Origin of the sequence: Flavobacterium succinicans (assembly GCF_001662485.1) — a bacterium.
Classification (GTDB): domain Bacteria; phylum Bacteroidota; class Bacteroidia; order Flavobacteriales; family Flavobacteriaceae; genus Flavobacterium; species Flavobacterium succinicans_A.
Map to the genome: position 1 here is coordinate 198,565 of NZ_JMTM01000065.1, position 26,139 is coordinate 224,703.

14 protein-coding genes are annotated in these 26,139 nt (G+C 36.7%); 2 read left to right on the forward strand and 12 right to left on the reverse strand.

What is annotated here, in order from left to right:
• Positions 1-94: 94 nt before the first annotated feature.
• The 10 genes from FLB_RS12415 to FLB_RS12460 form a co-directional block, all read right to left on the reverse strand.
• Positions 95-1,027 (reverse strand): sialate O-acetylesterase, encoded by a 933-nt coding sequence (locus tag FLB_RS12415; protein ID WP_082923287.1) that lies wholly within the window; start codon positions 1,025-1,027, stop codon positions 95-97.
• An 11-nt stretch (positions 1,028-1,038) separates the two neighbouring features.
• Complete coding sequence (locus FLB_RS12420; RefSeq protein WP_064716270.1) at positions 1,039-3,264, reverse strand: glycoside hydrolase family 3 N-terminal domain-containing protein; 2,226 nt, start codon at positions 3,262-3,264, stop codon at positions 1,039-1,041.
• Between the two features lie 5 nt (positions 3,265-3,269).
• Positions 3,270-4,628: an ADP-ribosylglycohydrolase family protein gene (locus FLB_RS12425; protein ID WP_064716271.1), complete on the reverse strand. Its 1,359-nt coding sequence runs from the start codon at positions 4,626-4,628 to the stop codon at positions 3,270-3,272.
• A gap of 2 nt (positions 4,629-4,630) precedes the next feature.
• Positions 4,631-5,485, reverse strand: coding sequence for an endonuclease/exonuclease/phosphatase family protein (locus FLB_RS12430; RefSeq protein WP_064716299.1), 855 nt, complete (start codon positions 5,483-5,485; stop codon positions 4,631-4,633).
• A 22-nt stretch (positions 5,486-5,507) separates the two neighbouring features.
• Positions 5,508-6,578, reverse strand: coding sequence for a family 16 glycosylhydrolase (locus FLB_RS12435; RefSeq protein WP_064716272.1), 1,071 nt, complete (start codon positions 6,576-6,578; stop codon positions 5,508-5,510).
• A gap of 85 nt (positions 6,579-6,663) precedes the next feature.
• Positions 6,664-8,133 (reverse strand): glycoside hydrolase family 30 protein, encoded by a 1,470-nt coding sequence (locus tag FLB_RS12440; RefSeq protein WP_064716300.1) that lies wholly within the window; start codon positions 8,131-8,133, stop codon positions 6,664-6,666.
• 498 nt (positions 8,134-8,631) lie between these two features.
• Positions 8,632-10,092 (reverse strand): glycoside hydrolase family 30 protein, encoded by a 1,461-nt coding sequence (locus tag FLB_RS12445; RefSeq protein ID WP_064716273.1) that lies wholly within the window; start codon positions 10,090-10,092, stop codon positions 8,632-8,634.
• Between the two features lie 138 nt (positions 10,093-10,230).
• Positions 10,231-11,112, reverse strand: coding sequence for a hypothetical protein (locus FLB_RS12450; RefSeq protein ID WP_064716274.1), 882 nt, complete (start codon positions 11,110-11,112; stop codon positions 10,231-10,233).
• A 16-nt stretch (positions 11,113-11,128) separates the two neighbouring features.
• A complete protein-coding gene (locus FLB_RS12455) occupies positions 11,129-12,643 on the reverse strand; it encodes a RagB/SusD family nutrient uptake outer membrane protein (RefSeq protein WP_064716275.1) in 1,515 nt (504 codons plus the stop codon).
• Between the two features lie 14 nt (positions 12,644-12,657).
• Entirely contained in the window at positions 12,658-15,765 is a 3,108-nt protein-coding gene (locus FLB_RS12460) for a SusC/RagA family TonB-linked outer membrane protein (RefSeq protein ID WP_064716276.1), read from the reverse strand.
• Positions 15,766-16,110: 345 nt separating this feature from the next.
• Here FLB_RS12460 and FLB_RS12465 point away from each other — a divergent pair, with 345 nt between their 5' ends.
• Complete coding sequence (locus FLB_RS12465; protein ID WP_231891078.1) at positions 16,111-18,984, forward strand: triple tyrosine motif-containing protein; 2,874 nt, start codon at positions 16,111-16,113, stop codon at positions 18,982-18,984.
• Between the two features lie 38 nt (positions 18,985-19,022).
• Here FLB_RS12465 and FLB_RS12470 read toward each other — a convergent pair whose 3' ends face one another.
• Together FLB_RS12470 and gldJ are read right to left on the reverse strand one after the other, a co-directional pair.
• Entirely contained in the window at positions 19,023-20,306 is a 1,284-nt protein-coding gene (locus FLB_RS12470) for a UDP-N-acetylmuramoyl-tripeptide--D-alanyl-D-alanine ligase (RefSeq protein WP_064716277.1), read from the reverse strand.
• Positions 20,307-20,375: 69 nt separating this feature from the next.
• Positions 20,376-22,061 (reverse strand): gliding motility lipoprotein GldJ, encoded by a 1,686-nt coding sequence (gldJ, locus tag FLB_RS12475; RefSeq protein ID WP_064716278.1) that lies wholly within the window; start codon positions 22,059-22,061, stop codon positions 20,376-20,378.
• Between the two features lie 208 nt (positions 22,062-22,269).
• Between gldJ and porU the strand changes: the two genes are divergently transcribed.
• Positions 22,270-26,103 carry a type IX secretion system sortase PorU gene (gene porU, locus FLB_RS12480; RefSeq protein ID WP_064716279.1) on the forward strand — a complete coding sequence of 1,278 codons (3,834 nt, stop codon included), beginning with the start codon at positions 22,270-22,272 and terminating at the stop codon, positions 26,101-26,103.
• The last annotated feature ends 36 nt before the right edge of the window (positions 26,104-26,139 follow it).

Here is a 26,139-nt window from a genome sequence, read left to right on the forward strand (position 1 = left end):
GTTAAAATGAAGGTCACAAGCGCCAATAAAAACACCGTAACTTTCTGTATTACAATATAATGAAATTTGATTATGAATCTCTATTTCAATTGTACTAATTGTGTTGCATTTCTGGGTGATTGCTATCTTTCTTGTTAAGATTTACAATGGCTATGGCAAATTCTTTTCCCAAATCTATATATCCCTCGCTTTTATAATGGTATTTATCCGAATAAAAATACTTGGAGGTGCTTCGCACAATACGCACGTTGGGTTCCGTAAGGGCAAATTTTTCTTGTCCGTATTGAACTAATTCCCCAAAACCCCAAACTTTCCCATCGGGATCATCTCCAGAATCGGATATTTTTCCGATGACAATTGGTAAGTCATTGTTTCTAAAAGCGGCTCGAATGAGTTGCATCAATCGTTTCAAATTGTCATAATAGTGGTTTGCAATTTGTTCTGTTTTGTCGGCATCGCTTTCGCCTTGCATCCAAAGAATTCCGCTAGGCACCAACACGTCTTCAACACCATCGCCATTGATATCCTTTACAGCCATCGCAGCTTGCACTGTTTTTAAAAAATAATCGTATTGATTTTTTACTCTTCTAAAATCAGGCTCCCAAGAACCATATAATTTAGTGCCACTGCTATCAATTGCTGAACCGTTTCGGGCATATTTTATAATGGCAATCTTTTGATTGGGATATGCCTCTTGCAATTTTTGAACAAACGAAAGCTCAACCCCAAATCGGTCAGATAGCGTATTGCTTTTGCCATCCGAAGCAAAACCCGTTCCGTGACCAGGTTGCAAAACGGCCCACTTTCCTAAACCGCCATTGGCATCATTATCCCCAACTGGATTGCCTTGATATATAAAAGCATTTTTACTTTTTTTGCGTAAGGCTTCTGGTAACTCTTTCACATAGCCAAAGCCTTCCATATTAGATTGTCCTCCCAAATAATATACGCTGATGGTATCTTTTTTTGTCTGTGCGAAAAGCACAAAAGGTATCAAAAGAAAAAAGGTCAACTTTTTCAATTTCATTTTTTTAAAGATTAAAATATTAATTCAAAACTGTCTTTCAAGCGAATATCGGCGGATGAAGCTCCTAATTGCACTTCGAACGCACCCGGTTCAGGCGCCCATTCTAATTTGGCATTATAAAAAGCTAATTTTTCTTTATCAATCGTAAACGTAATCTTTTGCGAAGCTCCCGCTTTTAAAAACACTTTTTGAAAATCACGCAACTCTTTTATAGGTCGCACTACGCTACCCACTTGATCTCTTAGATACAATTGTACCACTTCTTCTCCATCGAATTTTCCGGTGTTGGTAAGGGTAAACGAAACGGTTATGGTTTCATTTTTCTTGATTACTTTTTTAGACAATTGTAAATCGGAGTAGTTGAAAGTGGTATAACTCAATCCGTAACCAAAAGGAAACTTCGGACTGTTTTTTAAGTCGATATAAGCCGAAACATAATTAGTAGCCGTTTCGTTCGGCGCTGGTCTTCCGGTATTGAAGTGATTGTAATAAATTGGAATTTGTCCTTCTTCTCTCGGAAAAGACATTGGCAATTTTCCTGAAGGATTGTAATCGCCAAACAACACATCGGCAATGGCATTCCCCGCTTCAGAACCCAACCACCAAGTATACAAAATAGCAGGCACTTGATCTGCTGTCCAATTAAAAATAAGTGGTCTTCCCGCATTGATCAATACGACTACTGGTTTGCCCGTGGCTTGAATGGCTTTTACTAATTCTTCTTGTACTCCTGGCAGACGCAAATTGCTACGGCTTTTGGCCTCGCCACTTTGATCTCTTCGTTCGCCAATGCTCAAAACTACCACATCTGCTTGATTGGCCACGGCAATAGCTTCTGCAAAACCTTCTGTATTGTCTCCTTCGATGTCGCAACCTTTGGCATACAAAAGTTGTGTGTTCTTCCCTACTTTATTTTGCAATCCGTCCCACTGCGAAACAATCTCTTTGGTATAATCCAATTCGGGTAATTCTACCGACCAGAAACCCATATTTTGTTTGTATTCTTTTACCAAAGGACCAATGAATGCAATGGTTTTGATCGATTTTGAAAGTGGTAAAATTCCTTTTTCGTTTTTCAACAAAACAATACTTTTGGCTGCCATTGCTCTAGCCACTTTTCGATGTTCTGGATTGTTTAAGGCTTTTTGCTCGCGCTCTTCATTATTGAATTTGAAGGGATCATCGAACAATCCCAACTCGAATTTCTTTCGTAATATCCGTTTTACCGCATCATCAATCAAAGCCATTGGCACTTTTTTCTCTTTTACCAATTGTGCCAAATGATAACGATAGGCATTGCTTTCCATATCCATATCGCTACCCGCTGTAATCGCGGCCAATGCTGCTTCTTTGTTATCTTTTGCATAACCGTGATTGACCATTTCGCCAATAGAGCCCCAGTCTGAAACTACGAAACCTTTAAAATTCCACTTCCCTTTAAGAATATCGCGTTGCAGATAGGCATTCCCTGTGGCTGGAATTCCGTTCAAGTCATTAAACGAATTCATAAATGTTGCCGCACCCGCATCTAAAGCAGCTTTGAAAGGAGGCAAATAGGTTTCCCACAACATTCTATTACTCATATCTACTGAATTATAGTCGCGTCCGCCCACCGCAGCACCATAGGCCGCAAAGTGTTTGACACAAGCCATCACCGAAGTAACGTCTCCTAAATTTCCTTGAAAACCTTTAACTCTTGCATAAGCAATTTTAAAACCCAAGTAGGTATCTTCTCCAGCACCTTCCATCACACGACCCCATCTTGGATCTCTAGAAATATCGACCATAGGCGCAAACGCCCAGTGAATTCCGGCAGCCGCAGCCTCTGTAGCAGCAATTCTTGCCGTAAGTTCCATCGCCTCCAAATCCCAAGAAGCGGCTTCCGCCAAAGGAATTGGAAAAGTGGTTTTGTATCCGTGAATCACGTCTTGACCAAACAACAACGGAATTTTCAAACGCGATTGCATTGCCAATTCTTGGTATTGTCGCGTATATTTGGTACCCAAAATATTCAACATAGAACCAATTAGTCCTTGTTTGATTTCGGTTTGTTTGTTGGGATTAATGGTGATAGGACCAGTAGCAGCATTATCACCAGTATATTGATTGAGTTGCCCTATTTTTTCTTCCAAAGTCATTTGTCGCAATAACGCCTCGACTTTTTGATCAATATTCTTGGATTGTGCAAAAACCAGCACATTGCACCCCAAAAATAGCATTAGTATTACCTTTTTCATTTTCTTTAGTACTTATTTAGTTGTGGAATGATCCACACATTTTTTTTAAAATCGACACTTCCTTTGCTTTCTTCTTGTACGACTCTATCGATAATTTCAATTCCTTTTTGAGCCATATTTTCAAAAGTGTCGATTCCGTTGTTTGGGAATCCCATTCGGGTTCTGTGAATATTAAATTGATTTGAAAACTTTCGATTAAAGGCTTTTTCAATACCTTCTTTACCCAACATAAAACCTAATAAACCTCCCCAAGTAGCTGTAGGATTATCAGAATCCCAACCTGCTAGTGTTCCTATCTTAATTGTTTCGACGATATTTCCTTCTCCATAAAAAAGGCTGATTAAACTCGAAGCGAAATTAATTCCAGAAGCAAAGCAGCCATTGCAATACCGATTCTTTGAAGTCATATCGTACCCGTCTTTTTGTTCGACTTGATAGCGCTGGTACACCTCATCTCGGGTTTGTTCCCAAGGTATGTTTTTCAAATACCTGCTCTTTACAAAATCATACATTTTGCTAGCATACGAATCTTTAGGAAGTTGCTTTTTAGCAACCTCAGCCATCCAAAGAATACTGTCCTTGTTTGATTTTTTGGTATCCGCAACAGAAGCCAAAGCATACATAGACACATAAAAATTAGCAATCCATTCGGAGTCGTATCTAGCGGTGTTTTGAATGGGAAGTTTCGCCATTTTTAAAGCAATGTCCGGTCTTGATGGCGCAAAAAAACCAAAAATTTCGGTGGTCAATTGTGCGTCAATCATTTCGTATTCAGGATTATTCTTTGGATCTCCGGTAGCAGGAGGAATCATTCCAAGCTGCATTAAATCAAATGCTTTTTGGTTGGAAACCCACAAATAATTTTCCTCTTCTTTTTTAATATGCCGCAACCATCCCTCTCTTATATCTTCGCCTGAAAGGATTGATTTTTGCTTGGTATAAAGAAGTTCTTGGTAGATGTATTCTATGTCGGTATCATCATCGGAACCCCAAATGCCCTCGGGACCTACAAAAACAAAATCGATGTTTTTAGACAAATCACTCGGAACACCTTGTCCCCAAATACTTGGCTGATCTGGTTTTCCCCAATCCAATCGGGTATAAAATTTACCCGTTTTGATCTCTCCGATATTGCCTATTTTGTCCATCTCGGTAACCAAACCTGTCCAATTGGCAATGCATTGTCCTAACCAAAAACCATAAAGCTTGTCTTTATAATCCCTTCTGGAAATGATCAAATCAGTAGTTTTAGTCGGAGTCGTTGTAACTAGAGATTTCCTTTTTTTTGTGTCTTTTTGATTTTGACTGTTTAAGGAAACACTCCAAAGCAAAAGAAAAACAGCTGTAGCAATGGGGTACTTCATTTCTATTTTTTCTTGTTAACTACCAATTCTATATAAACCGGAAAATGATCTGAAGGATAGCGCAAGTCTTTAGCATCAGTCAAAACCGCATATTTTTGAACCGTCAACCCGCTATTTTTGGACAAAAAGATATAATCAATTCGGTCTTTTACCGCCACATCATAACGAAAACCATTAAAAGTTCCCTCGGGTCCAAAAGGTTTTTCTTGGGATAGTTCTCTGGCATCTTCCATCACTTTTTTCAATTCCAAAATTCTACTCTCGTTGGGAGTCGTATTGAAATCGCCCATGAAAATAACGGGGTAATTTTTAGTATTTAGGTCAGCTATAGTTTTTAAAATAAGCTGAATTCCTTTGGTACGGGCTTCCTGACCCATATGATCCAAATGCGTGTTGAATACCCAAAGGAATTGCTTGCTTTTTTTGTCTTTCAATAAAACATAGGTACATACTCGATTGCACGCAGCATCCCATCCCATAGAAACCTGATTAGGCGTTTCGGACAACCAGAAGGTATTGGATTGCAGGAGATCAAATCGGTCTTTTTTAAAATAAATACAAGAAGCTTCCCCTTTTCCTTCCAATTCTCTGCCAATTCCCGTCTTGACATAATTCCCAAAAGCTTGAGTCAAATCCGTTACTTGATTGGGTGTTGCTTCTTGAACCCCAAAAACATCTGGTGCATAAAACTGTAGTTGTGTTATCAAAAAGTCCTTTCGGTGCGACCAATCATTGAGTCCATCGCTGGCTATATCCAAGCGGATATTGTAGGTCATCACTTTTAAAGATTGTGCCGAAACTGTTACTCCAATCAACAGTACTAAAAGTCCAAGGATTTTGTTTGCTTTGCTTTTCATCAGATAAAGGAATTCGTTGGTATTAATTATAGACTCTAATATAATCAATTTCGAAAGTAGATGAAGTAAAATTCGGATCTACGTCTCCACCCCAAACTCCACCCATTGCCAAATTGACAATCAAGTAGAAGTTTTTATTGAATGGAAATTTATCAGAATTTTGAAACGTATAAAACAACACATCATCTACATAAAATTTGATTTCGGAAGCAGACCAATTGGCTTTGTAAATATGAAACTCAGTGCTGCTGTTTGGAACTTTTATGATTCCGGTATCAGGAGTCGCTCCAGAACGTCCAGGCGAATGCAGTGAGGAATGATTTTGATCCAAATTCTTCCCAACTGATTCTAGAATGTCTATTTCTCCACAAGCTGGCCATCCCACGGTTCCAATATTGGCGCCAAGCATCCAAACTGCTGGCCACGTTCCTACACCAACTGGTACTTTGGCTCTGATGACAATCGTTCCATAGGTAAATTCAAACTTGCCATTGCTCTCGATTCTGCCTGAAGTAAATTTACCTTTTCCATAATCTTCTCTGTAAGCCGTAACTTTTAAAACGCCATTTTCAACGATTAGATTTTTAGAACGATTCGTATACGATTGCAACTCATTGTTTACGTGCCCTGGATCCCAAACTTGAGTGTTCCATTTTGAAGGATCAGGAGCTCCGTTTACGTTGAACTCATCAGACCAAACCAATTTTGATTCTACTTTTACCGTTACCGAAATAGACGTGTTAATGTATTTAGCACCATTATAAGCCGAAGCTAAAATGGTATAACTATTTGTTCCTGTAGTTTTAAAAACATAAGCATAATCGGTAGTGGTTACATCAATCACTTTGCCTTCGATCAATAGTTTGTATGAAGTAGCATTGGTGGCATTAATTTTAAAATTAACTTTTCCGCTTCCGTTACCGGTAGGATTTTGCGCATCGGCACCCACAATAGTTGCCGTAACCGAAAGATTGGAAGGTGTTGAAATAACAGGTTCTTCAGAACCGCTACCCGAGCTACTGCAAGAAAGAAAAACTAATAAAAACAAGCCTAAAACAAAGCCTATTTTGGTATTAAAAAGATGTATTTTCATCGTAAGTTCATTTTTTTTTTTAATTTAAAAAAAAGATTTGTAAAAGCCTTATCGCGGTATCTTGCAAATCAATGAATGTTATAGCCTACCAAACAAATGTGGCTACTGCACCGGCATCAAGCGTGATGGTCACCCATTTTCCGCTATTTTTAAGGTTAAACGTTTCGTTGGTATTGCCATCGTTTTCTACAATCAAAACTTTTTTACCCGCAGGCGTTTTGAAAGCTACATTGTTTAGGTTTCCTACTACGTTACTGGCAATTCTTGTAGACCCCGCCGGAACAAATTTAGAAGCATGAGCAATGATATAATAGGCTACATTGCGATCGAAAGATTCACTAGAATTTATTGTCAAAGCACCTTTGCAAGTAGTACAACCGCCATTAGTGTGTGGTCCGAAAGCACCGTCATTGGCCAAATTCCATTCTAAAGCATTTTTACTCCAATTGCGCATAGAGCCAATGATTACATTTTTCACATGCCATTTTAAATCCCCTCCAAAATTACCCTCTGAAGAAGTGTATTGCTCTGTAAAATAAACATTCTTGGTAGGAAAAGCATTGTAGATTGTAGAAAGCGCACTGATATCGCCAGCATACAAATGATACGCTGAGCCGTCTACAAATGGAGCTGCTCCTGCATCGCTAAAAATAGTATTGGCATATTGAATGTTATCGCAATTGTGGTCGTAAGCAATGATCTTAGTCGTAATTCCAGCGGTTTTAAAAGCAGGCCCCAAATTGTTTTTGATAAAATTGGCTTGTTCTACGGCTGTCATAACCATACTTGGATTATTACCACCGTGCAAAGGTTCGTTTTGTGGCGTAATCGCATCGATGGTGATGCCCTCGGCTTTCATGAGTTGGATGTATTTTACAAAATAGTTTGCATATACTCCATAGTATTTTGTTTGCAAACTTCCTCCAACGAAACTGGCTTTGTCTTTCATCCAAAGGGGCGCTGACCATGGCGTTGCTAAAATTTTGATGGCTGGATTGATTGCCTGAATTTCTTTTAAAAGAGCAATTACTCCATTTTTATCTGGGGCTAAACTGAATTTTGACAAAGTCAAATCGGTGTCGCCAGCAGGAAGATCATTGTAAGTGAATGGAGTAGCATTCATGTCTGACGCTCCAATACTGATACGAATGTAGCTCACGCCGATGCTGGTTTCGGACGCACCATAAAGCTCTTGCAATACTTCTTTCTTCTTGGCAGGAGTTAGTTGGTTGATGACATCGGCACTACCGCCTGTTAAGGTATACCCGAATCCGTCTATGGTTTGAAAGGTTTGGGTGTCGTTTACTTCGATAGTAGCATAAGCATTAGGCAAAGTCCCGAAAGCAAGAATCGCATTTTGTTTGGTCAATCGAATGGATTGATCGCCTTTGGTGAGCCAGTAATCGACTTCGTTTTTGGTAGCGGGTGGATTGGGCGTAGGTGTGGGCGTTGGAGTGGGATCTCCTCCTTCGCTTGGGGACGAACAACTGATTTGTATGGCAATGGCCAAACTGTATAGTAAGTATCGTGTGATTTTTTTTATATAAATTTTCATAGTTATGATTGTTTTTGGTTCTACCCTGAATGGTGTGGTTTTTACTATTTTAAGTAGTGTTATTCTAACACAAGCAACTTCTATTATTGAACCATTTAAGGCATTTAAGGTCATATAAGTTTGATAAACATACCGCTCTTATTTCTTACACAACTCTCACCAACTCTACTACAACGAATTAATAGACCTACCTTTATAAATAGCCAATGATTCTTATATGGCTTTACCTACCTTATATGGCTATTTTTTTACTTGTGTGTTTACCCACACAATTGAGGGTAGTACCTTGTTTTTATACTATTAAGATGGTTAGTTTTTATAGGTTGTTTGCTAGTGAATGCTTCCAAAAATTTACAATTGATAGCTGCCTAGCCCCGACAGGAGGGATAAGCAGCTGAGCCGGTGTTCGGCTCGGCTGCTTAGGAAGGATGGCGGGAACGTTGCCTACTGGTACTGCCTAATGTTTCGCTCCTTTTTCCTATTCCTGTTTTTGCTGTTTTAATACAGTAAGGTCTGAATACTATGTGGCGGTATTGTGGTTACGGTTTTGTCGGAAGCGATCATCAAATTGTAGGTAACCTCTTTGTCGCTTTGGTTCATGACCACGGTAACCATAGAGCCATCTGCATTTTGAAATGATGTGCTGATTAGACTACTGCGGCTTGAAGCGGTGGCTACTCTGCGCGCTTGCGGGCGAATGAATTTGGCAAAATGACCAATATAATAATACGACGGCGTGTAGATTAAGGCTCCCGATTGAGAGTCGGCATGGATAGGCGCGAAACAAAAATTGCCCACGTGATTAGGTCCTCCGTTTTCGTCGAGGAGGATATTCCAATCGGTCCACGCTACAGTTCCGTTATTAAAATCATGTATCATTGAAGCTCCATATCGTTCGGCGTTTGGCCAAAATTGGTATTTTTGAGCGTCGAATTTTTCGATACAACCTTCGGTGAAAATGAGGTTTTTGTCTGGGAAAGCTTCGTGCACTTTGGCTACATTCTCATACATTGGCGCGCCTCCTGCCCAAGTTTCGTACCAGTGAAATCCCATTCCCCAAGCGTACTTAGAGGCTTCGGGGTCGGTAAAAATCACATTGGCTCTTTGGTTCATCAAATCGCGGTTGTGATCCCAAACAATGATTTTTTTGTTGCCTAGTCCTTCTTTTTTTAAGGTTGGTCCTAGGTAGTTTTTTAAGAAGTCTCTTTCGGCTTCGGCAGAGAAAACACAAGATTCCCAAGTTTGAACTGCCATGGGTTCGTTTTGAATGGTCAATCCCCAAATAGGCATTCCTTCTTTTTCGTAGGCTTTGATGAACTTGGCGTAATAATTGGCCCAAGCTTGGTAATAGTCTGGCAAGAGTGTTCCGCCTTTTAGCATTTGCTTGTTGCTTTTCATAAAGGCTGGTGGGCTCCAAGGAGAAACATAGGTTACTATTTTTCCACCTGCAGCTTGAGTGGCTTGCTTAATCATTGGGATTCGGAATTGTTTGTCGTGCGCAATAGAAAATGTTTTCAAATCCTTATCGCCTTCTTCGATATAAGTATAGCTTCCACTGCTAAAATCAGAGCTATGAATTGTTGTTCTTAGCAATGAATAGCCTATGCCTTTTTGTGTATCGTAGTAAGCGGTTAAAAATTCTTGCTGTTTTTCTTTTGACAACTTGGCAAACACTTCGGCGCTTGCATCTGTAATGGCGCCACCAATTCCCATCAAGGATTGGAATTTTCGTTGGGGCTCTACAAAAATGGATATTTCTGTTTCTAACGGTTGCGCTGCTTTTGCAAAAACCAAATGAGCTGTGGGGCTTAATCGCAGGTCGGTATTGGCTGCTGTGGTGTAAACGGTTACTTTTTTTCCAGCTGTTGTAAACGCTTGTTTTCCTTTGCTTTCTTTTTGTTGTGCAAAAAGAGTTCCCATAAGAAGCAAACAGAATAGAGATATAGCAGATTTTTTCATTTTATTAAATTTTATTTTAAATGCCTGACAATTAATCTTCTAAGTTACACACTTTTGTTAAAAAATAGCCCATAATCAGAATGAGAATGGGCTATTAAAAACAAAACTCAAAACTTAACTCAACCTAACTTAAACATTTTATTTTCCTCTAAACTCCACTTTGGAAATGGTAATTCCGCTTGGAGTAAATGTGTTTCCGCCGCAGCGAATCACTAGATATATTTTTCCGGTTTGACTAAATTTTACGGTGTTTGAGATCACTCCAGCGGCATTTTTTACGCAACCTACAACTGATAGTTTTCCAGAAAAGGCCGCTTTTGCACAACCGTCCCATGTACTTAATCCCATCACTTTGTTGTCTTTGTATTCTACTCCTGAAGCGGGTACTGTAGTTCCAGCATAGACTTCGAACCAAGTTTCGTTCGAACCATTGTTTGAAGAAACTAGCATATCGATGGTGTACTCTTTATCTTTTACCACATCGATAGCTTGATAAATAGCTTCTTGAGCCCAACCACCATTAGAGTTGATGGTAGCACTTCCTGTTTTGAAGTTCCATTTGGCAGCGCCTGATGGACTCAAATTACAACTCGTCCATTGTGCATGATCAGCAGCATTGGCAAAGTTGCCTCCTTTTACCAAATTTCCTTTTAGTGGGTCTGAAGTAGCTACAACAATTTCTTTAGTCATGGTATTTTCGGCACCACCTCTTCCTACTGCAATGTGTGTGATTTTGTAGGTTCCTGCATCTGGAAGCGAAATTTTTTCGGTCATTTTTCCAGCGTACACTCCATCACCAATGTTCCATTTTGAGGCGATAACATTTTGGGTTTGTGCTTCTAACTTATAGGTATTCACTGCACCTTCTACCGGTGTAATGGTAAATGAAGCATCAACATTAGCATCGGTCAATCCGTTTCCGTCAAGCGCATCATCAGGCTGACAGCTAAGCAAAGTACTTACAGATGCAAAAGCAAAGAATAAGTAAATGGCTCTTTTTGAAATTATATTTACAAACATATTTTTTGATTTACGATTAATAATTTGGATTTTGAACCAGTTTGGTGTTTTCTAATTCTTTCAATGGAATAGGCCAGATTTCGTTTTTACCTGCGACAAAACCTCTACTTGCCAAAACAGCTGCTGCTCTACCAGTACGAACCAAGTCGAACCAGCGGTGCCCTTCGCAAGCCAATTCTAATCTACGTTCTGCTAAGATTGCATTTATAGAGACTGGTACAGAAGGCAATCCAACTCTAGCACGAACGGCATCAAGAAGGGCTTGTGCTCTAGTTCCTGTTCCGCCCAAAGCTTCGGCTTCCATCAAGTAAGTATCGGCCAAACGCATTACATATACGTTTTGTTTGTAGTTCAAAACTGCATCGCCACCCCCAGTCGTTACATCGGCAGTTGTAGGCATAAACTTTTTGATAAAGTACCCTGTGTCTTTATAACCTGGTGAATAATCAGCAAGACCTTGAGCTTTCAAATCTTTCATATCAACAACAGTTGAACTAAAACGAGGGTCGTTTTTTAAGGCATTATACAAATCAACTGTGATTGGATTGAAGCTCCAACCCGCAGCATAATCTGGAGCTGTAGAGTTGCTAGGTCTAGAATATCCTCTAGGTCCAACCATTACGTTAATAGAATTTCCTTCATCCGAACCTGAACCCCAGTTGCCCCAACCAGAATTACTTTTGTTGGTATGAGATACTTCGATAATTGCCTCTGAATTGAACTTGTTACTAATTACCCATAAATCAGAATATTTAGCCAATAATTTATAACCAAAAGGACTTGTTCCTCCAGGTGTTCCATTCACTTCAGCCAATTCGGAAGCCGCCAAAGCATTTTTGCCTTGGTACAAATACACTTTTCCAAGTAATGCTTTAATAGCTCCTTTAGTAAAACGTCCAGATTCTGTAGTAGGGTTAGTAATGGTATTAGGCAAATTAGGAATCGCTTCTTTCAAATCTTTTTCGATTTGAGTGTACACTTCTTCTGGTTTTGCTTGTAATACATTGTAAACTTCACTGGTAGGGATTGGGGCCGTAATCAATGGAATGTTTTTGAATAAACGAACTAACTCAAAATAGTAGTAGGCACGCAAGGCTTTTGTTTCAGCAGTAAATCTTGCTTTTTGAGCATCGGCCATAGGAACATTTGGCAATTTTATTAATAACGTATTGGCTCTAAATATTCCTTGATAAAAATTATTCCAAAAACTTCCTGGAATGGTTACTTGACTGATAGAATAATCTGAAAAAGATTGCATACCGTTTCCATCCGTAGCACCACCTCCACCAGCATAATGATCATCAGAACCAGCGTTCATCATACAAACCATGTTTTCAAATCCACCAGATTGTTTGCCTAGTACATCATAAACTGCTACAAGTCCAGAATAGGCTTCGGCTTCGTTTGCATAATAATTTTCTTCTAGAGCAGTTCCTTTAGGCTCTACTTCTAAAAACTCATCACTACATGACGCCGCCACAAATAAAAGAGCAAACGCATGGATAGTATATTTTAAATTTCTTAGTTTCATGATTTTACGTTTTATTAAAATTGTAAATTAACTCCCAACATAAATGTTTTGGCCTGAGGATAATACCCTCTGTCAATTCCCATTACACCACCACCAATCTCAGGATCGTAGCCTGTATATTTTGTAAAAGTGAATAAGTTTTCACCTGTAAGATACACTCTAGCTTTAGCAATGCTAACTTTTTCGAGTATGTTACTTGGTAAAGAATACCCAAATTGAATGGTTTTGAATCGGAAATAATCCCCATCTTCTAAATAAAAATCAGAAGGATTGTTGAAGTTTTTATTGGTGTCATTTGTAGTTAATCTTGGGAAAGTATTTGAAGAACCTTCTCCTGTCCAACGGCCTAAAGCTTCGGTTTGATAATTAGCATTAGCAATATCTAATCTGCGTAATCCTTGGAAAATTTGATTCCCAGCAACACCTTGACCAAAAACTAACAAGTCAAAGTTTTTGTATTCTAAATTCAGGGTAAAACCAAAAGTAAAATCTGGCAATGGATTTCCAATGAAAGTTCGGTCATCAGCAGTGATTGTTCCATCTCCATTAACATCTTTCCAACGAAAATCTCCTGGAACCGCTCCTGGTTGAATCAATTGTCCTGAGCTGTTGGTATACGCAGTAACTTCGGCTTGATTTTGAAAAATACCATCCGTTTGGAATCCAAAGAAAGAATTTACAGCTTGGCCTACTTGTGTTCTTGTAATAGGATAAGTGCTAGATTGGAACCCTACTCCACCTGATAAGAAATTAATTCCGTTTCCTAAATAAGTCACCTCATTTTTCACATAAGATACATTGGCATTTGCAGAAATAGATAACTCACCTATCTGTTTTTTGTAACCTAACTCCACGTCAAAACCTTTGTTCGTCATATCAGCCACGTTACCTACTGGGCTTCCTGTTGATCCTACATAACCTGGAAGGGTCACGTCTTGAAGAATTCCTGTTGTCTTTTTAGTATACAAATCAAATCCTAAATTAAAATCATTAAACAAGCGTGTTTCAAAACCAACGTTTAACTGACTTGTTTGTTCCCATTTCAAATCTGGATTAGAAGGTGCGTTTGGACTATTACCTACAGTTACTGAACCTGCATTCCCAAAGGTGTAATTTCTTCCTCCGCCAATAGTTGCTAAATATCTAAAATCTCCAATAGCATCATTACCTGTGATTCCGTATCCTCCTCTGAATTTCAATAAGTTTACAATTTCGTTTTCTTTCCAGAATTCTTCTTTAGACACTACCCATCCCAAAGAGAAAGAAGGGAAAGTACCGTATTTGTTATTTGAACCAAAGCGAGAAGAACCATCTCGTCTGATTATACCAGTTACTAAGTATTTTTCGTTGTAATCATAATTCAATCTTGAAAAAATAGAAGTCACAACATGATTATTGCCAGTGTAAGCATAAGCATCAATCTGATCTTGTGGTATACTAAAATTGAAAGAAGCGTCTTTGTAACTCGTTACCGGAATGTTGAAATATGTTACACCATGTCCGCTGGTAATGTTATCCACATAGGCTCCTTGTCCCAACAAAACACTAAAACTATGTTTATTAATTTTAGTACTGTAAGAAGCGGTGTTTTCGATATTCCATCCAAAACCCTTATTGGTACTTCTGAAAATATTGTTCTTCAAATTGATAGTTGATGAATTCAAGTAAGAAACCGGTGTAAAACTCTCATCACCCCAATAGGCCAATTTACCTCCGAGTGTACTTCTTACTTTTAAACCTTTGATCGGCTCGATTTCAAGATAAGCATTCCCAACAAAGTTATCTGACCAACTGTAATTGCCTAATCTAGTTTGGATATAAGCCAATGGATTGGTCATTTCTTGTCCAACATAATTTGAAATTCCATATGGATTTCCGTTTTGGTCTCTAAAAATTCCATTATTAGTATAAGGCGCTGCACCAGCTACCAATGGATCTGTAACCACTAAGGGGGTAATTGGGTCTAAATTGATAGCTGAACTTAAAGGCCCACCAAATTCACTATTTGTGTTTCCAATCCCTACATTTTTTTCTCTTGAATAGCCTAAAGTTTGTCCAAAAGTGATGCCTTTAGCAATCTTGTGAGTAGAGTTCAAACGAATATTTTTACGGATATAACTTGAGATATCTGTAGCCACAATTCCTTCTTGATCTAAAATTCCAAACGAAACAAAATAAGTCGACACATCATTACCTCCAGTTAAGCTAATTTCGTGACCAATTCTCTGAGCGTTGTTATTAAAAATAGCATCTTGCCAATCGGTTCCTTTTCCTAATGCATTCGGATTAGGAAACAAAAGAGACTGATTCGCTGCCGCATGAGCTTCGTTATTTAATGTAGCATATTGAGTAGCATTTAATAAGCCTAATTTTCTAGCTGGCGACGAAACTCCTGTATAACCTGTGTAGCTCACACTCATTTTACCTGATTTTCCTTTTTTGGTAGTCACCAAAATTACCCCAGTTGCAGCTCTAGCTCCATAAATAGCTTGAGAAGCAGCATCTTTTAGTACCTCTATAGATGCGATATCAGATTGGTTCAAATAACCAATTCCTCCTGCATCGACCACTACTCCATCAACAACCCAAAGCGGTTCGTTATTACCAAAAGTGGTAATACCCCTAACTCGAATAGTAGCTGAAGATCCTGGTTGTCCAGAATTGGCCGCAATAGTCAAGCCTGAGCTTCTTCCTTGCAAAGCTTGCTCCACACGGGTTAATGGCAAACTCTCCAAATCTTTAGCTTTGATACTTGAGATAGCTCCAGTAACAACACTTTTCTTTTGTGTTCCATACCCCACAACTACTACTTCATGTAGATCTTGAGATTGTGTTTTTAATTTAAAATCAATTTCGGTTCTACCGTTAATCGATTCTTGAATTGTATTGTAACCAATAAAACTAACAACAAGCATACCGTTCGAAGGCGCTTTAACTGTAAAGCTACCATCATAATCTGTAGTAGTTGCCACTTTTGATCCCTTTACAGCAACAGTTGCCCCAGGAACCAAAAGCCCATTTTCGTCTACTACTTTACCTTTTACAACAGCTTCTTGAGCAAAGCCGCATAAGGAAAACAACAGTGACGAAAAACAAAAAATAAGTGTTTTTGTAAATTTCATTTTTCTAAAAATTTTGGTTAATTAATTTGTATTTTCTCGCAATACTACAGGTTATTTCTTTAAATTCATATTTAAAAATCCATACAAAAACACATCAATAAGTAAAAATAAACTTTACAAAAACTTATCAAAAAAATCATAAAATATTCATTTCCAATAATTTAAAATACAATTAGTATTGTTTTAAAAAATTACAAAAACTAAAAGAAACACTACATTTGTGTAAACAATGCTATTTTTGAGGTTTTAACAAAATTTAAACAATAAAAACCTCTATTTAAGTCATTTTTCAAACAAAAAGAAAACGTTTTCGTTTAATTATCAAATTTTAAGTCCCTTTGCTTTATGATGAACAACTTCAAAAAAAAAACCTATTCTTTTGTTCTTCTCTTTTTTATTTCAATGCTTTTTGCTCAAGTAAAAAACATAGGACTTCCCGATATTAAAAATTACACCCGAGCGGACTATAAAGGAGGCACTCAAAACTGGAACATCGATCAAGATAAAAATGGAAATCTGTATTTTGCCAATAACAATGGCTTATTTCAATTTGATGGAACCACTTGGCGCAACTATAAAATGAGCCATGCAGATGCCATTCGGAGTTTAAAAATAGATCCCAATGGAAAAATTTATGTTGGAGGATATAACGAATTTGGTTATTTTGAACCTAATGAAAAAGGAAAATTAGTCTATCATTCCCTAACCTATTTGGTTCCCAAATCAAAAATCAAAACCATTGACTTTGTTTGGAAAATACATTTGTTTGATAAAGGTGTCGTTTTTCAAGGCTTTTCTAAAGCTTTTTTTTTGAAAAACAATACCATTCAAACTATAAATGCCCCCAAACGCTTCCAATTCTCATTTTTAGTCAACGGTAGATTGTACCTACAAGATATCGCCAATGGATTATTGGAATACAAAAACAAAACTCTTTTTGCTCTACCCGGAACCAAACAACTTAATACAACCGAAGTTTGGAGCATTATCCCTTTGCCAAATCAAAAACTTCTAATTAGCACATTGAATAAGGGTTTGTTTACCTATTCCAATGGCCTACTACAAACTTGGAATACCGAAACCAATGCTTTTGTCAAAAAAAATAGCTCTTTAGGGGGAATTGCGATTAAAGACAAATTTATCGTAATTAACACGGTTTTAAATGGAATAATTGTTTGCGACACTAATGGAAAAATCATTCAACATATCAACCACAAGAAAGGATTACAAAACAACACCGTATTAACCTCCTTCATAGACAACAAAAACAATATATGGTTAGGACTAGACAACGGAATTGCATTTGTTAATGAGAACTCACCATTTACCTATTTTGGTTTTAGTTATGACATCAGTACCGTATATGCCTCGATCGTATATCATCAAAACCTATATGTAGCGACAAATAGAGGGGTTTTTTATCACCATTGGAACCAAAACTTCAAAGAAGATGTCTTCAAATTAGTCGAAGGAACAACAGGACAGTCTTGGAACATTCAAGTCCTAGATAATCAATTATTATGCGGAAACAATAATGGCGCTATGGTAATTCAAGGAGACCGCGTGAGCCAAATTTTGGACAGTAAAGGGTATTTTGGTTTCAAAAAAATACCTGGCAAAGACAATTTACTAATTGGATCCAATTATAATGGCTTTGCTTTGTTTGAAAAAAAAGGAAATAATTGGATGTATCGCCATCAAATATCGGGCTTTGATCATTCATCTATCGCTTTTGAAATAGATGCGGAAACAATATGGCTAAAAAAGGATGGGCTTTTGTATCAAATGACTTTATCCGAGGACTTAAAAAGCTATGCAAAAATTGAAACCCATAAAGCAATTACACAACGATACACAGGAATTGAAAGTATTCAGCGTATAAATAACAAAGTTTATTTTCAAACCAAAAATCATTTCTTTAAATATTCAAACGAGCAGGAACAGTTTTATGAAGACAAAACCTTAAGCAAGCTTTTTCAAAAAATCCCTTTGGTGAATTTAGTTTATGAAGATCAATTAGGCAACATTTGGTACACTTACGGACAAGGTTTGGGCATGTTACAAAAACAGAACAATCGCTATCACAATTGCATAGCGCCGTTCTCTAATCTTACCGGCGAGCTCGTGAGCGACTATCTTTCTATCAATGCAATTGATAAAAAAAATGTTTTCATCGGATTAACCGATGGATTAGCTCATTATAATCCCGAACAGGCGAATAGTTTTGTAACAATCCCAAAAGCTTATATTAGAAATTTTTCCTTCCAAAAAGACACATTACTTTTAGGAAACGGACAAGAAACTACCACAAAATACACACTCCCCTATTCCTCAAATCATGTACAATTCTCCTTTTCGTCACCTACATATGAAAACTTAGACAATGTAGAATTCTCCTATCAACTTGATGGTTTTGACGAAAAATGGAGCCCTTGGTCTAGAATGTTTACCAAAGAATACACCAATTTAAGTGAAGGAAGTTATGTGATGAAAGTAAAAGTCAGAAACAGTTATGGTATACAATCAAAAGAAGCTAAGATAAGGTTTATCGTGATGCCTCCTTGGTACCGTCACTTCTTTGCTTACCTATTATATTTAATTGCTGCGATTGCAGTGATACTTTATGTTCAAAAAACCGTAAAAGCAAAAATCAGAAAAAACAAGTATTACGAGACCATTGAACAAAGACGATTGTATCTAGAAAGAGAATCTAAAATTCGACAAGAACAATATTTATTAGAGAAAGAAATAGAAAAGTTAAAAAATGACCAGCTAAAAATAAAAATCTTAGCCAAAGACAAAGAGCTGGTTAACAACTCGCTCCAAGTAGTAAAAAAGAACAAAACACTCAATGGTATAATCCATAAACTAAAAGAAATCAATCATGACAACTTGGATGACACCTTGAAAACACAATTTACCAAACTCCAAAAGAGTATCGTAAAAGAGGTACACTCGGATAAAAGCTGGAAGGATTTAGAAAAACATATCAAAAATGTGCATTTTGATTTCTTAAAGAGATTAAAAGATCAATATCCAACAATCACTCCAAGAGAATTAGATTTAGCCACTTATCTCTTAATGAATATGTCTACCAAAGAAATAGCAGAAATCATGAACATTTCTAATGGTGGCGTAGAATTAGCGAGATACCGACTACGCAAAAAACTAGAATTAAACAAAAAAGAAAACCTAATTGGATTTTTGATGAAAATTTAACCCCACAAAAAACGCAACTTTTTACAGTTGCGTTTTTGTTATAAAAAATGTAAAGTTCGTTCTAAAGCCATGCCTCTAGAGCCTTTTATCAATAAGGTAGCATCGAAAAAAGGATGATGAATCAAATAATCCGAAAATGCATCAAATGTTGCATAAAAATGAAAATTATCCTGGACAACCGCACAATCAAAAAAAGCATTTCCAATAAAAAAACAACGAACACCAGCTACGCCAGAAAGTCGAGTAACAATCTGCTGATGTTCCAACAAACTTTCAGCACCTAATTCAAACATATCTCCTAAAATCAATATTTTATTAGGTTTATCCAATTGAATAAAGTTATCAATAGCAACAGCCATACTACTTGGATTAGCATTGTAAGCATCTAATAAAATGCTCGTAGAACCTTTAACAATCATTTGTGAGCGATTGTTCTCTGGAATGTATTGTTCTAATGCCTCTTTAATCGATTCTAGAGGTACTTTAAAAAAAGTTCCAATAGCGATTGCCGCATTGATGTTATTGGCATTATACAAGCCTATCAAATGAGTAACAATTGAAAAACCTTGATAAGTAATAGCTACAAAAGGATTTGCTTCAACAGAAGTAATATTACTATCGGCTTCTGATTTGTTCACCCCAAAAGTATAAGAAGAAAGTTCTTTTGATTTTTCTACTTGGATGGGATCCTCAAGATTTATAAAAGTAGTTTTATTTCCAAGAGACAAATAAGTATACATCTCACTCTTTCCTTTTATTACTCCTTCAACGCCCCCAAAACCTTCTAAATGAGCCTTCCCGAAATTAGTAATATAACCATAATCAGGAGTGGTCAATTGGCAAAGAAATTCGATTTCTTTTTGGTGATTTGCTCCCATTTCAACTACTCCTATTTCTGTTTCTTTAGTAAACGAAAGTAAAGTCAAAGGCACGCCAATATGATTGTTTAAATTACCAACTGTTGCCTTTGTATTGAATTTTTTGGAAAGAACGGCGTGAATTAGTTCTTTGGTAGTTGTTTTGCCATTGCTTCCTGTTAAAGCAATAATAGGAATTTTGAGGTAATTTCTATGATATTGCGCCAATTGTTGTAGTGCCGATAAACTATCTTTTACCAAAATAGTTCTCTCATCTATGTAATAATCTGAATTATCAATAAGTACAAATCTAGCGCCTTTGACAAGTGCTTCATTAGCAAATGTATTCGCATCAAAATTATCCCCTTTGATGGCTACAAATAAAGAATTAGGCAAAATCTTGCGAGTATCAATTGAAATTGAATCGCACTGCAGAAACAATTGATGAATGCCAGGTATATCCATAATATTTTAAGAATTAAAACAATAAAAGCCCTAATCAAAGGGCTTTTATTGTTAGTATACTATTGAAATTTAATTTCTTGGTGATTTTCTTTTTTGTGCTTTTGGTCCAACACTAGACATCGCACATCTAAATCCGATATAATCTGTAGCCATATCTTGTGGCAAATATCTTCTTTGTGCTGGATCTAACCAATACGCTCTATCTCTCCAAGATCCTCCTTTGAAAACACGAACTTCATCATTAATCAAAGTTGTTCTTTTACTTGAAGAATCATATTTTCTAGACATTTTTCCTAAACTATCTACAGCTACATTGTGCTTAGGTGAGTTGTACATTTTGTGTGCATCTTTATCTTTCTTAGTTTCGTCACCAGAGTTTCCGAAATCATAAAAACGAGTAGATTGTTTGTCACCGTCTCTGTAGTTGATATTATTACTCTTATCAAAGTTTTGTCTTAAATAAGTTTCATTTTCATCAACAGGCACCTGTGCAATTTGTCCTGGATAAGCTCTTGCAACTATTTTACCATTACTTAAGGTATCGTATTCAATAGTTTTGGTGGTAACAATCTCGATTTTACCATCTTTACCAATTTTGTTTTTGGTATACAAGTTACCTCTAAAATAGTTAAAGTCATTCCACTCGTTATCTATAATAGGGCGGTAAACATCGGCAACCCATTCAGCAACATTTCCTGCCATATCATATAAACCAAAATCATTAGCTGGATATTTTTTTACTTGGTTAGTGATATCTGCTCCGTCATCAGACCAACCTGCTATTCCGCCATAATCACCATTTCCTTGCTTAAAGTTGGCTAATTGATCCCCTTTTCCAACACGTTTTCCTGAACGAGTATAGCTACCTGACCAAGGATATTTCTTTTGACCTTTATACGTATTATACTCTCTTTGCCCTACATCCGCAGCAGCAGCATATTCCCACTCTGCTTCAGTTGGCAAACGGTACTCAGGTAATAAAATACCCGAAGAACGTTGTGCATAAACATTTTTTTGCTCTGCCACTTTACCGTCTTTTCCAGCTTTAGGTGCTTTTCTTTTGGATCTTTCTTTAAGAACAATTTCTTCATTTCCTCCATAAACTGAAGTTGGTGAAGCTAAATACGTCTCAGAACTGAATGTATTTTCAGCAGAAACATCATTTGTTTTAGCATTTTTCTTTAAAAAACCAGCTTTTTCAAGCATACTTTCATTAACACGTTCTGTTCTCCATTTCGCAAACTCATTGGCTTGAATCCAATTTACTCCGACAACAGGATATTCAGCATAAGAAGGATGTCTCAAATAATTATTAGTCATCGTTTCATTATATCCTAATCGATTTCTCCAAACTAAAGTATCAGGAGAAGCTCCTTCGTAAATGTTTTTGTAATTTTCTTCTGTTGGTGGAAATACTTTTTTCAACCATTCTAGATATTCTAGGTACATAGAATTAGTTACCTCGGTTTCATCCATGTAAAAGGATTGAACGTGTTGTTGCGTTGGAGAGTTATTCCAATCGTGCATTACATCATCTTGAACCCTACCCATAGTAAAAGTTCCTCCTTCTACGAAAACCAAACCAGGGCCAGCTTGATTTTTATTTTTTGCAGCAACATTTTTCTGACGATCTAAGTTCCATCCAGTTGCTCTTGAAGCATTACTAGAGCTAGACTTCTTACTACAACTAGCTAATCCTGCAATCAATAAAATTGAAACAATCAATTTTAAGTTCAAAATTTTCTTTACTTTCATACTATTAATAGGTCATAATTTGGTGGCGCAATATAACAATTAACCTTTTACCTACAACACCAAAATTTAATAATTTTAAAGGGGCTAATTAATTTTATTCAGTCCCTATATACCAACGCAAAAATATATTTTTTATTATTAAAACCTAAAGTAATTAAATTATTTTTACCCATTAAAATATGCACTACAAAAGTTCGTTATAAACCCAATGAAAAAAAAAATAGTTACTTGGCTACTACTACTATTGCCTTTTTTGGCCTTAGCACAGCATAATGGTACTTTTGTAATTAATTGGAACCCAACAAAACCAATGAATATGGGAGAATATAGCGTTCGTATTCCTTCATTCAATAGCACAAATTTTCAGTATGACCCTATAAATAAAGCTATCCTTTTTAGTACATTAATCAATGGTTATTTAGCCAATAACCAGATTAGCTTAACGAATATTACTTATGAAAATATAAGCAATGAAGAACTTGGTGATTTATCTGCGTCAAACATTCCGACAACTCCAAATGAAACTATCCATTTAAGCACATCAAGAGACTTAACCGTTACATTTTTAACCCTTTCTCCAATTATAAAAGATGGCTTTGGCTTTAAAAAGATAACTTCATTTTCCTATTCGACACCTTCAAACTCGAATCGGACAGCCAATCAAAACAAAACCACTGCAGTTAAATCCTTAAGCAATTCAGTCTTAGCTTCTGGCAATTGGTATCAATTTCAAATACAAAAATCGGGAGTTTACAAAATATCTAGAAGTTTTTTACAACAATTAGGACTATCCGTAAATTCAATAAACCCAAGAAACATTAAAATATTTGGCAATGGCGGAAAAATGATACCGCTAACCAACACTAATTCATATCCACTAGACCTTGAAGAAACACCTATCCAAATAATTGGTGAAAACGATGAAACCTTTAACAATGAGGATTACATCCTTTTTTATGGAGAAGGGACTGACACTTGGAATACTGAAAGCAAAACATTTAACAATCTGTACGAAGACCAATCCTACTATTACATCACAACTGATGGAGGCGCAGGGAAAAGAATTCAAACTGCGAACCAACCTTCAGGCAATCCAACCCTAAACTTATCAACTTTTGACGATACTCAATTTCATGAATTAGACCAAATCAATATCGGGCAATTAGGACGCCAATGGTTTGGAGAAAAATTTGACGTCAACAACGAACAAGAATTTGATTTTGAATTTCCTAATATTGACACAACAATACCTGTAAAAATTAGTACCGAAACCGCTTCTGCCGCCTTTACTGCAAGCTCATTCATTGTTTCGGCAAACAATTCACCTATCGGAACCATAAATTTTCCTCCGCTTAGCAATAATTCTGGCATTTCTTTTTACACTGGCAATCTTTCCAACACCGCTTCATTCATCGGCTTAGAAAAAAATAAAATAAAATACACCTACAACAATGGAGGCGTTCCAAATGCCATTGGCTATTTAGATTACATAAAAGTTGTTGCTAAAAGAAAACTAGTTGGTTACGGCAAACAATTTCATTTTCAATATGACGCCGCTTTTTCAACAAATGGAATTGTGGAATACTCAATAACTAATGCGACGAGAATAGCTCAAGTATGGGATATCACACAGCTCAATGCTATACAGAAAATTGAAAATAGTAACCAACCACAACTTAGTTTTAAAGCCAATTTGGGCGAAATCAAAAAATATATCGCTCTAGATGCTAATGATTTTCTGACTCCAACAGTTTCTAAAAAAGCAAAAGTCGCCAACCAAAATATAAAAGGAACCATTTTCAAAAACAATCAGGGACAATTTGAAGACATTGACTATGTAATTATTGCACCTAATTTCTTGAGTAATCAAGCCGAAAAACTAGCTAGCTTTCATAGAAATTATTCCAAATTAAATGTAAAAGTAATTCCTATCGAATTAATTTATCACGAATTTGGCTCTGGAAAACAAGATATTGGAGCCATCCGAAATTGCATCAAATACATTTACGACAATGCTTCTGCACCAGACAAAAGAGTAAGATATGTCAACCTTTTTGGAGATGCTTCCTATGATTACAAAAACAGAATCAACAATAATAGCAATATCGTTCCTATTTATCATTCCTTAAGAAGCAATACTACGGGAGAATCTTCTTTTGCCTCAGATGATTTTTTTGGATTAATGGATCCTAATGAAGGTAATATCACCAATACTTTTGGAGGCGTTGATATCGCTGTAGGCCGAATGATTGTGAACGACACCAAACAAGCGGAAGAAATGGTTCAAAAAGTAATTGACTACCACGATTCAAAATCTTTCGGCAATTGGAGAAACAACTTTGTACTTGTTGCAGACGACTCAGATGTTGTTTCAGACGCATCATTACAAGAAAAACAAAACAATTTAGGGGATTTAATATCTAACGAAAAACCATTCCTTAATGTGTCCAAAATTTTACTTGATTCCTACATACAAGAAGCATCTGCTGGAGGATTTCGTTATCCAAAAGCTAGAACTGATTTATTTAATGCTTTCGAAAAAGGCGCTATGGTCTTTAATTATTTAGGGCATGGCGGCGAAGATGGACTCGCTGTTGAACGTATTTGGGAAAAATCAGATGGACAAAACTTAAACAATCCATTCAAATACCCACTTTTCGTAACCATTACTTGTGAGTTTTCAAGATTCGACAACCCATTGCGTCTTACAGCAGGCGAATACACGTATTGGAACCCAAGAGGAGGCGCTATAGCCATGATTACTACAATTCGTTCTATTGGACAATTTAGCGCCGAGAATTTCAATCCATTATTGACAAAAAATTTATTATCATTTGGTTCGAACACCTACGTTTCGATGGCGGAAGCATTACGAATTTCAAAAAACACAAATCCTAATTCATCTACAAACGTTGTGGTTTTTATTGGTGACCCTGCATTACAACTCGCCATAGCCAAACCCAAAATCAATCTAACAAAAGTGAATGACATTGCGATTTCGCAACCAATTGATGATTTCAAATCACTAGCAAAAATCAAGCTCTCTGGGGAAGTAACAGATGAAAACAACAATTTATTACCTAACTACAATGGAACAATAGCAACTCTTATTACTGATAAATCAGTTACCAGAAATACGCTTAACAATGACGGAAACAGCCCTAGCATTTCATTTAAAGTTTTAGGAGAAACCATCTTTAGGGGAAATGCTACCGTAAAAAATGGTCAGTTTGAATTTAGCTTTGTGGTACCAAGAGACATCCGTATTCCTATTGGAAATGGAAGAATTAGTTTTTATGCAAAAAAAGATAATGCTCTTGAGAATCAAACTGGACAAAACACATCAATTAAAATAGGAGGAATTAATGAAAATGCAATTTCAGACAATATTAGTCCAAAATTGAAGTTATATATGAATGACGAAAATTTTGTTTCAGGCGGAACAACGAATCAGTCTCCTATATTAATTGTACAATTAGAGGACGAAAACGGAATTAATACCGCCAGCGGAATAGGTCATGACATTGTTGCTATTTTAGACGGAGACGAAAGCAAACCTTTTATCTTAAATGATTACTATGAAACCAAACTTGATGATTTTACCGCCGGAACTATTAAATTCCCATTTAGAAATCTCTCAATAGGCCTACATACAATAACAATTAAAGCTTGGGATGTTTATAATAACCCCGTAATTAGTGAAATACAGTTTTTGGTAGTAGGAAATGATTCCATAACGCTAACAAACGTTTTGAATTATCCTAATCCATTTGTAAACTATACCGAATTTTGGTTCACTCACAACAGACCATTTGAACCCTTAGAAGTACAAGTGCAAGTCATGACAATTACAGGAAAAATAGTTTGGACTAAAAACCAAATCATAACTACAGAAGGTTTTTTGTCGAGAGAAATCAAATGGGATGGAAGAGATGACTTTGGTGACCGACTAGGAAAAGGGGTGTATGTATACCGATTAACTGTCAAATCATCATTGAATAATAAAAAAGCAGAAAAAATAGAAAAATTGGTTATCCTTTAATTTAATACTATATTTGTTTAATGATTTTAATAAAAT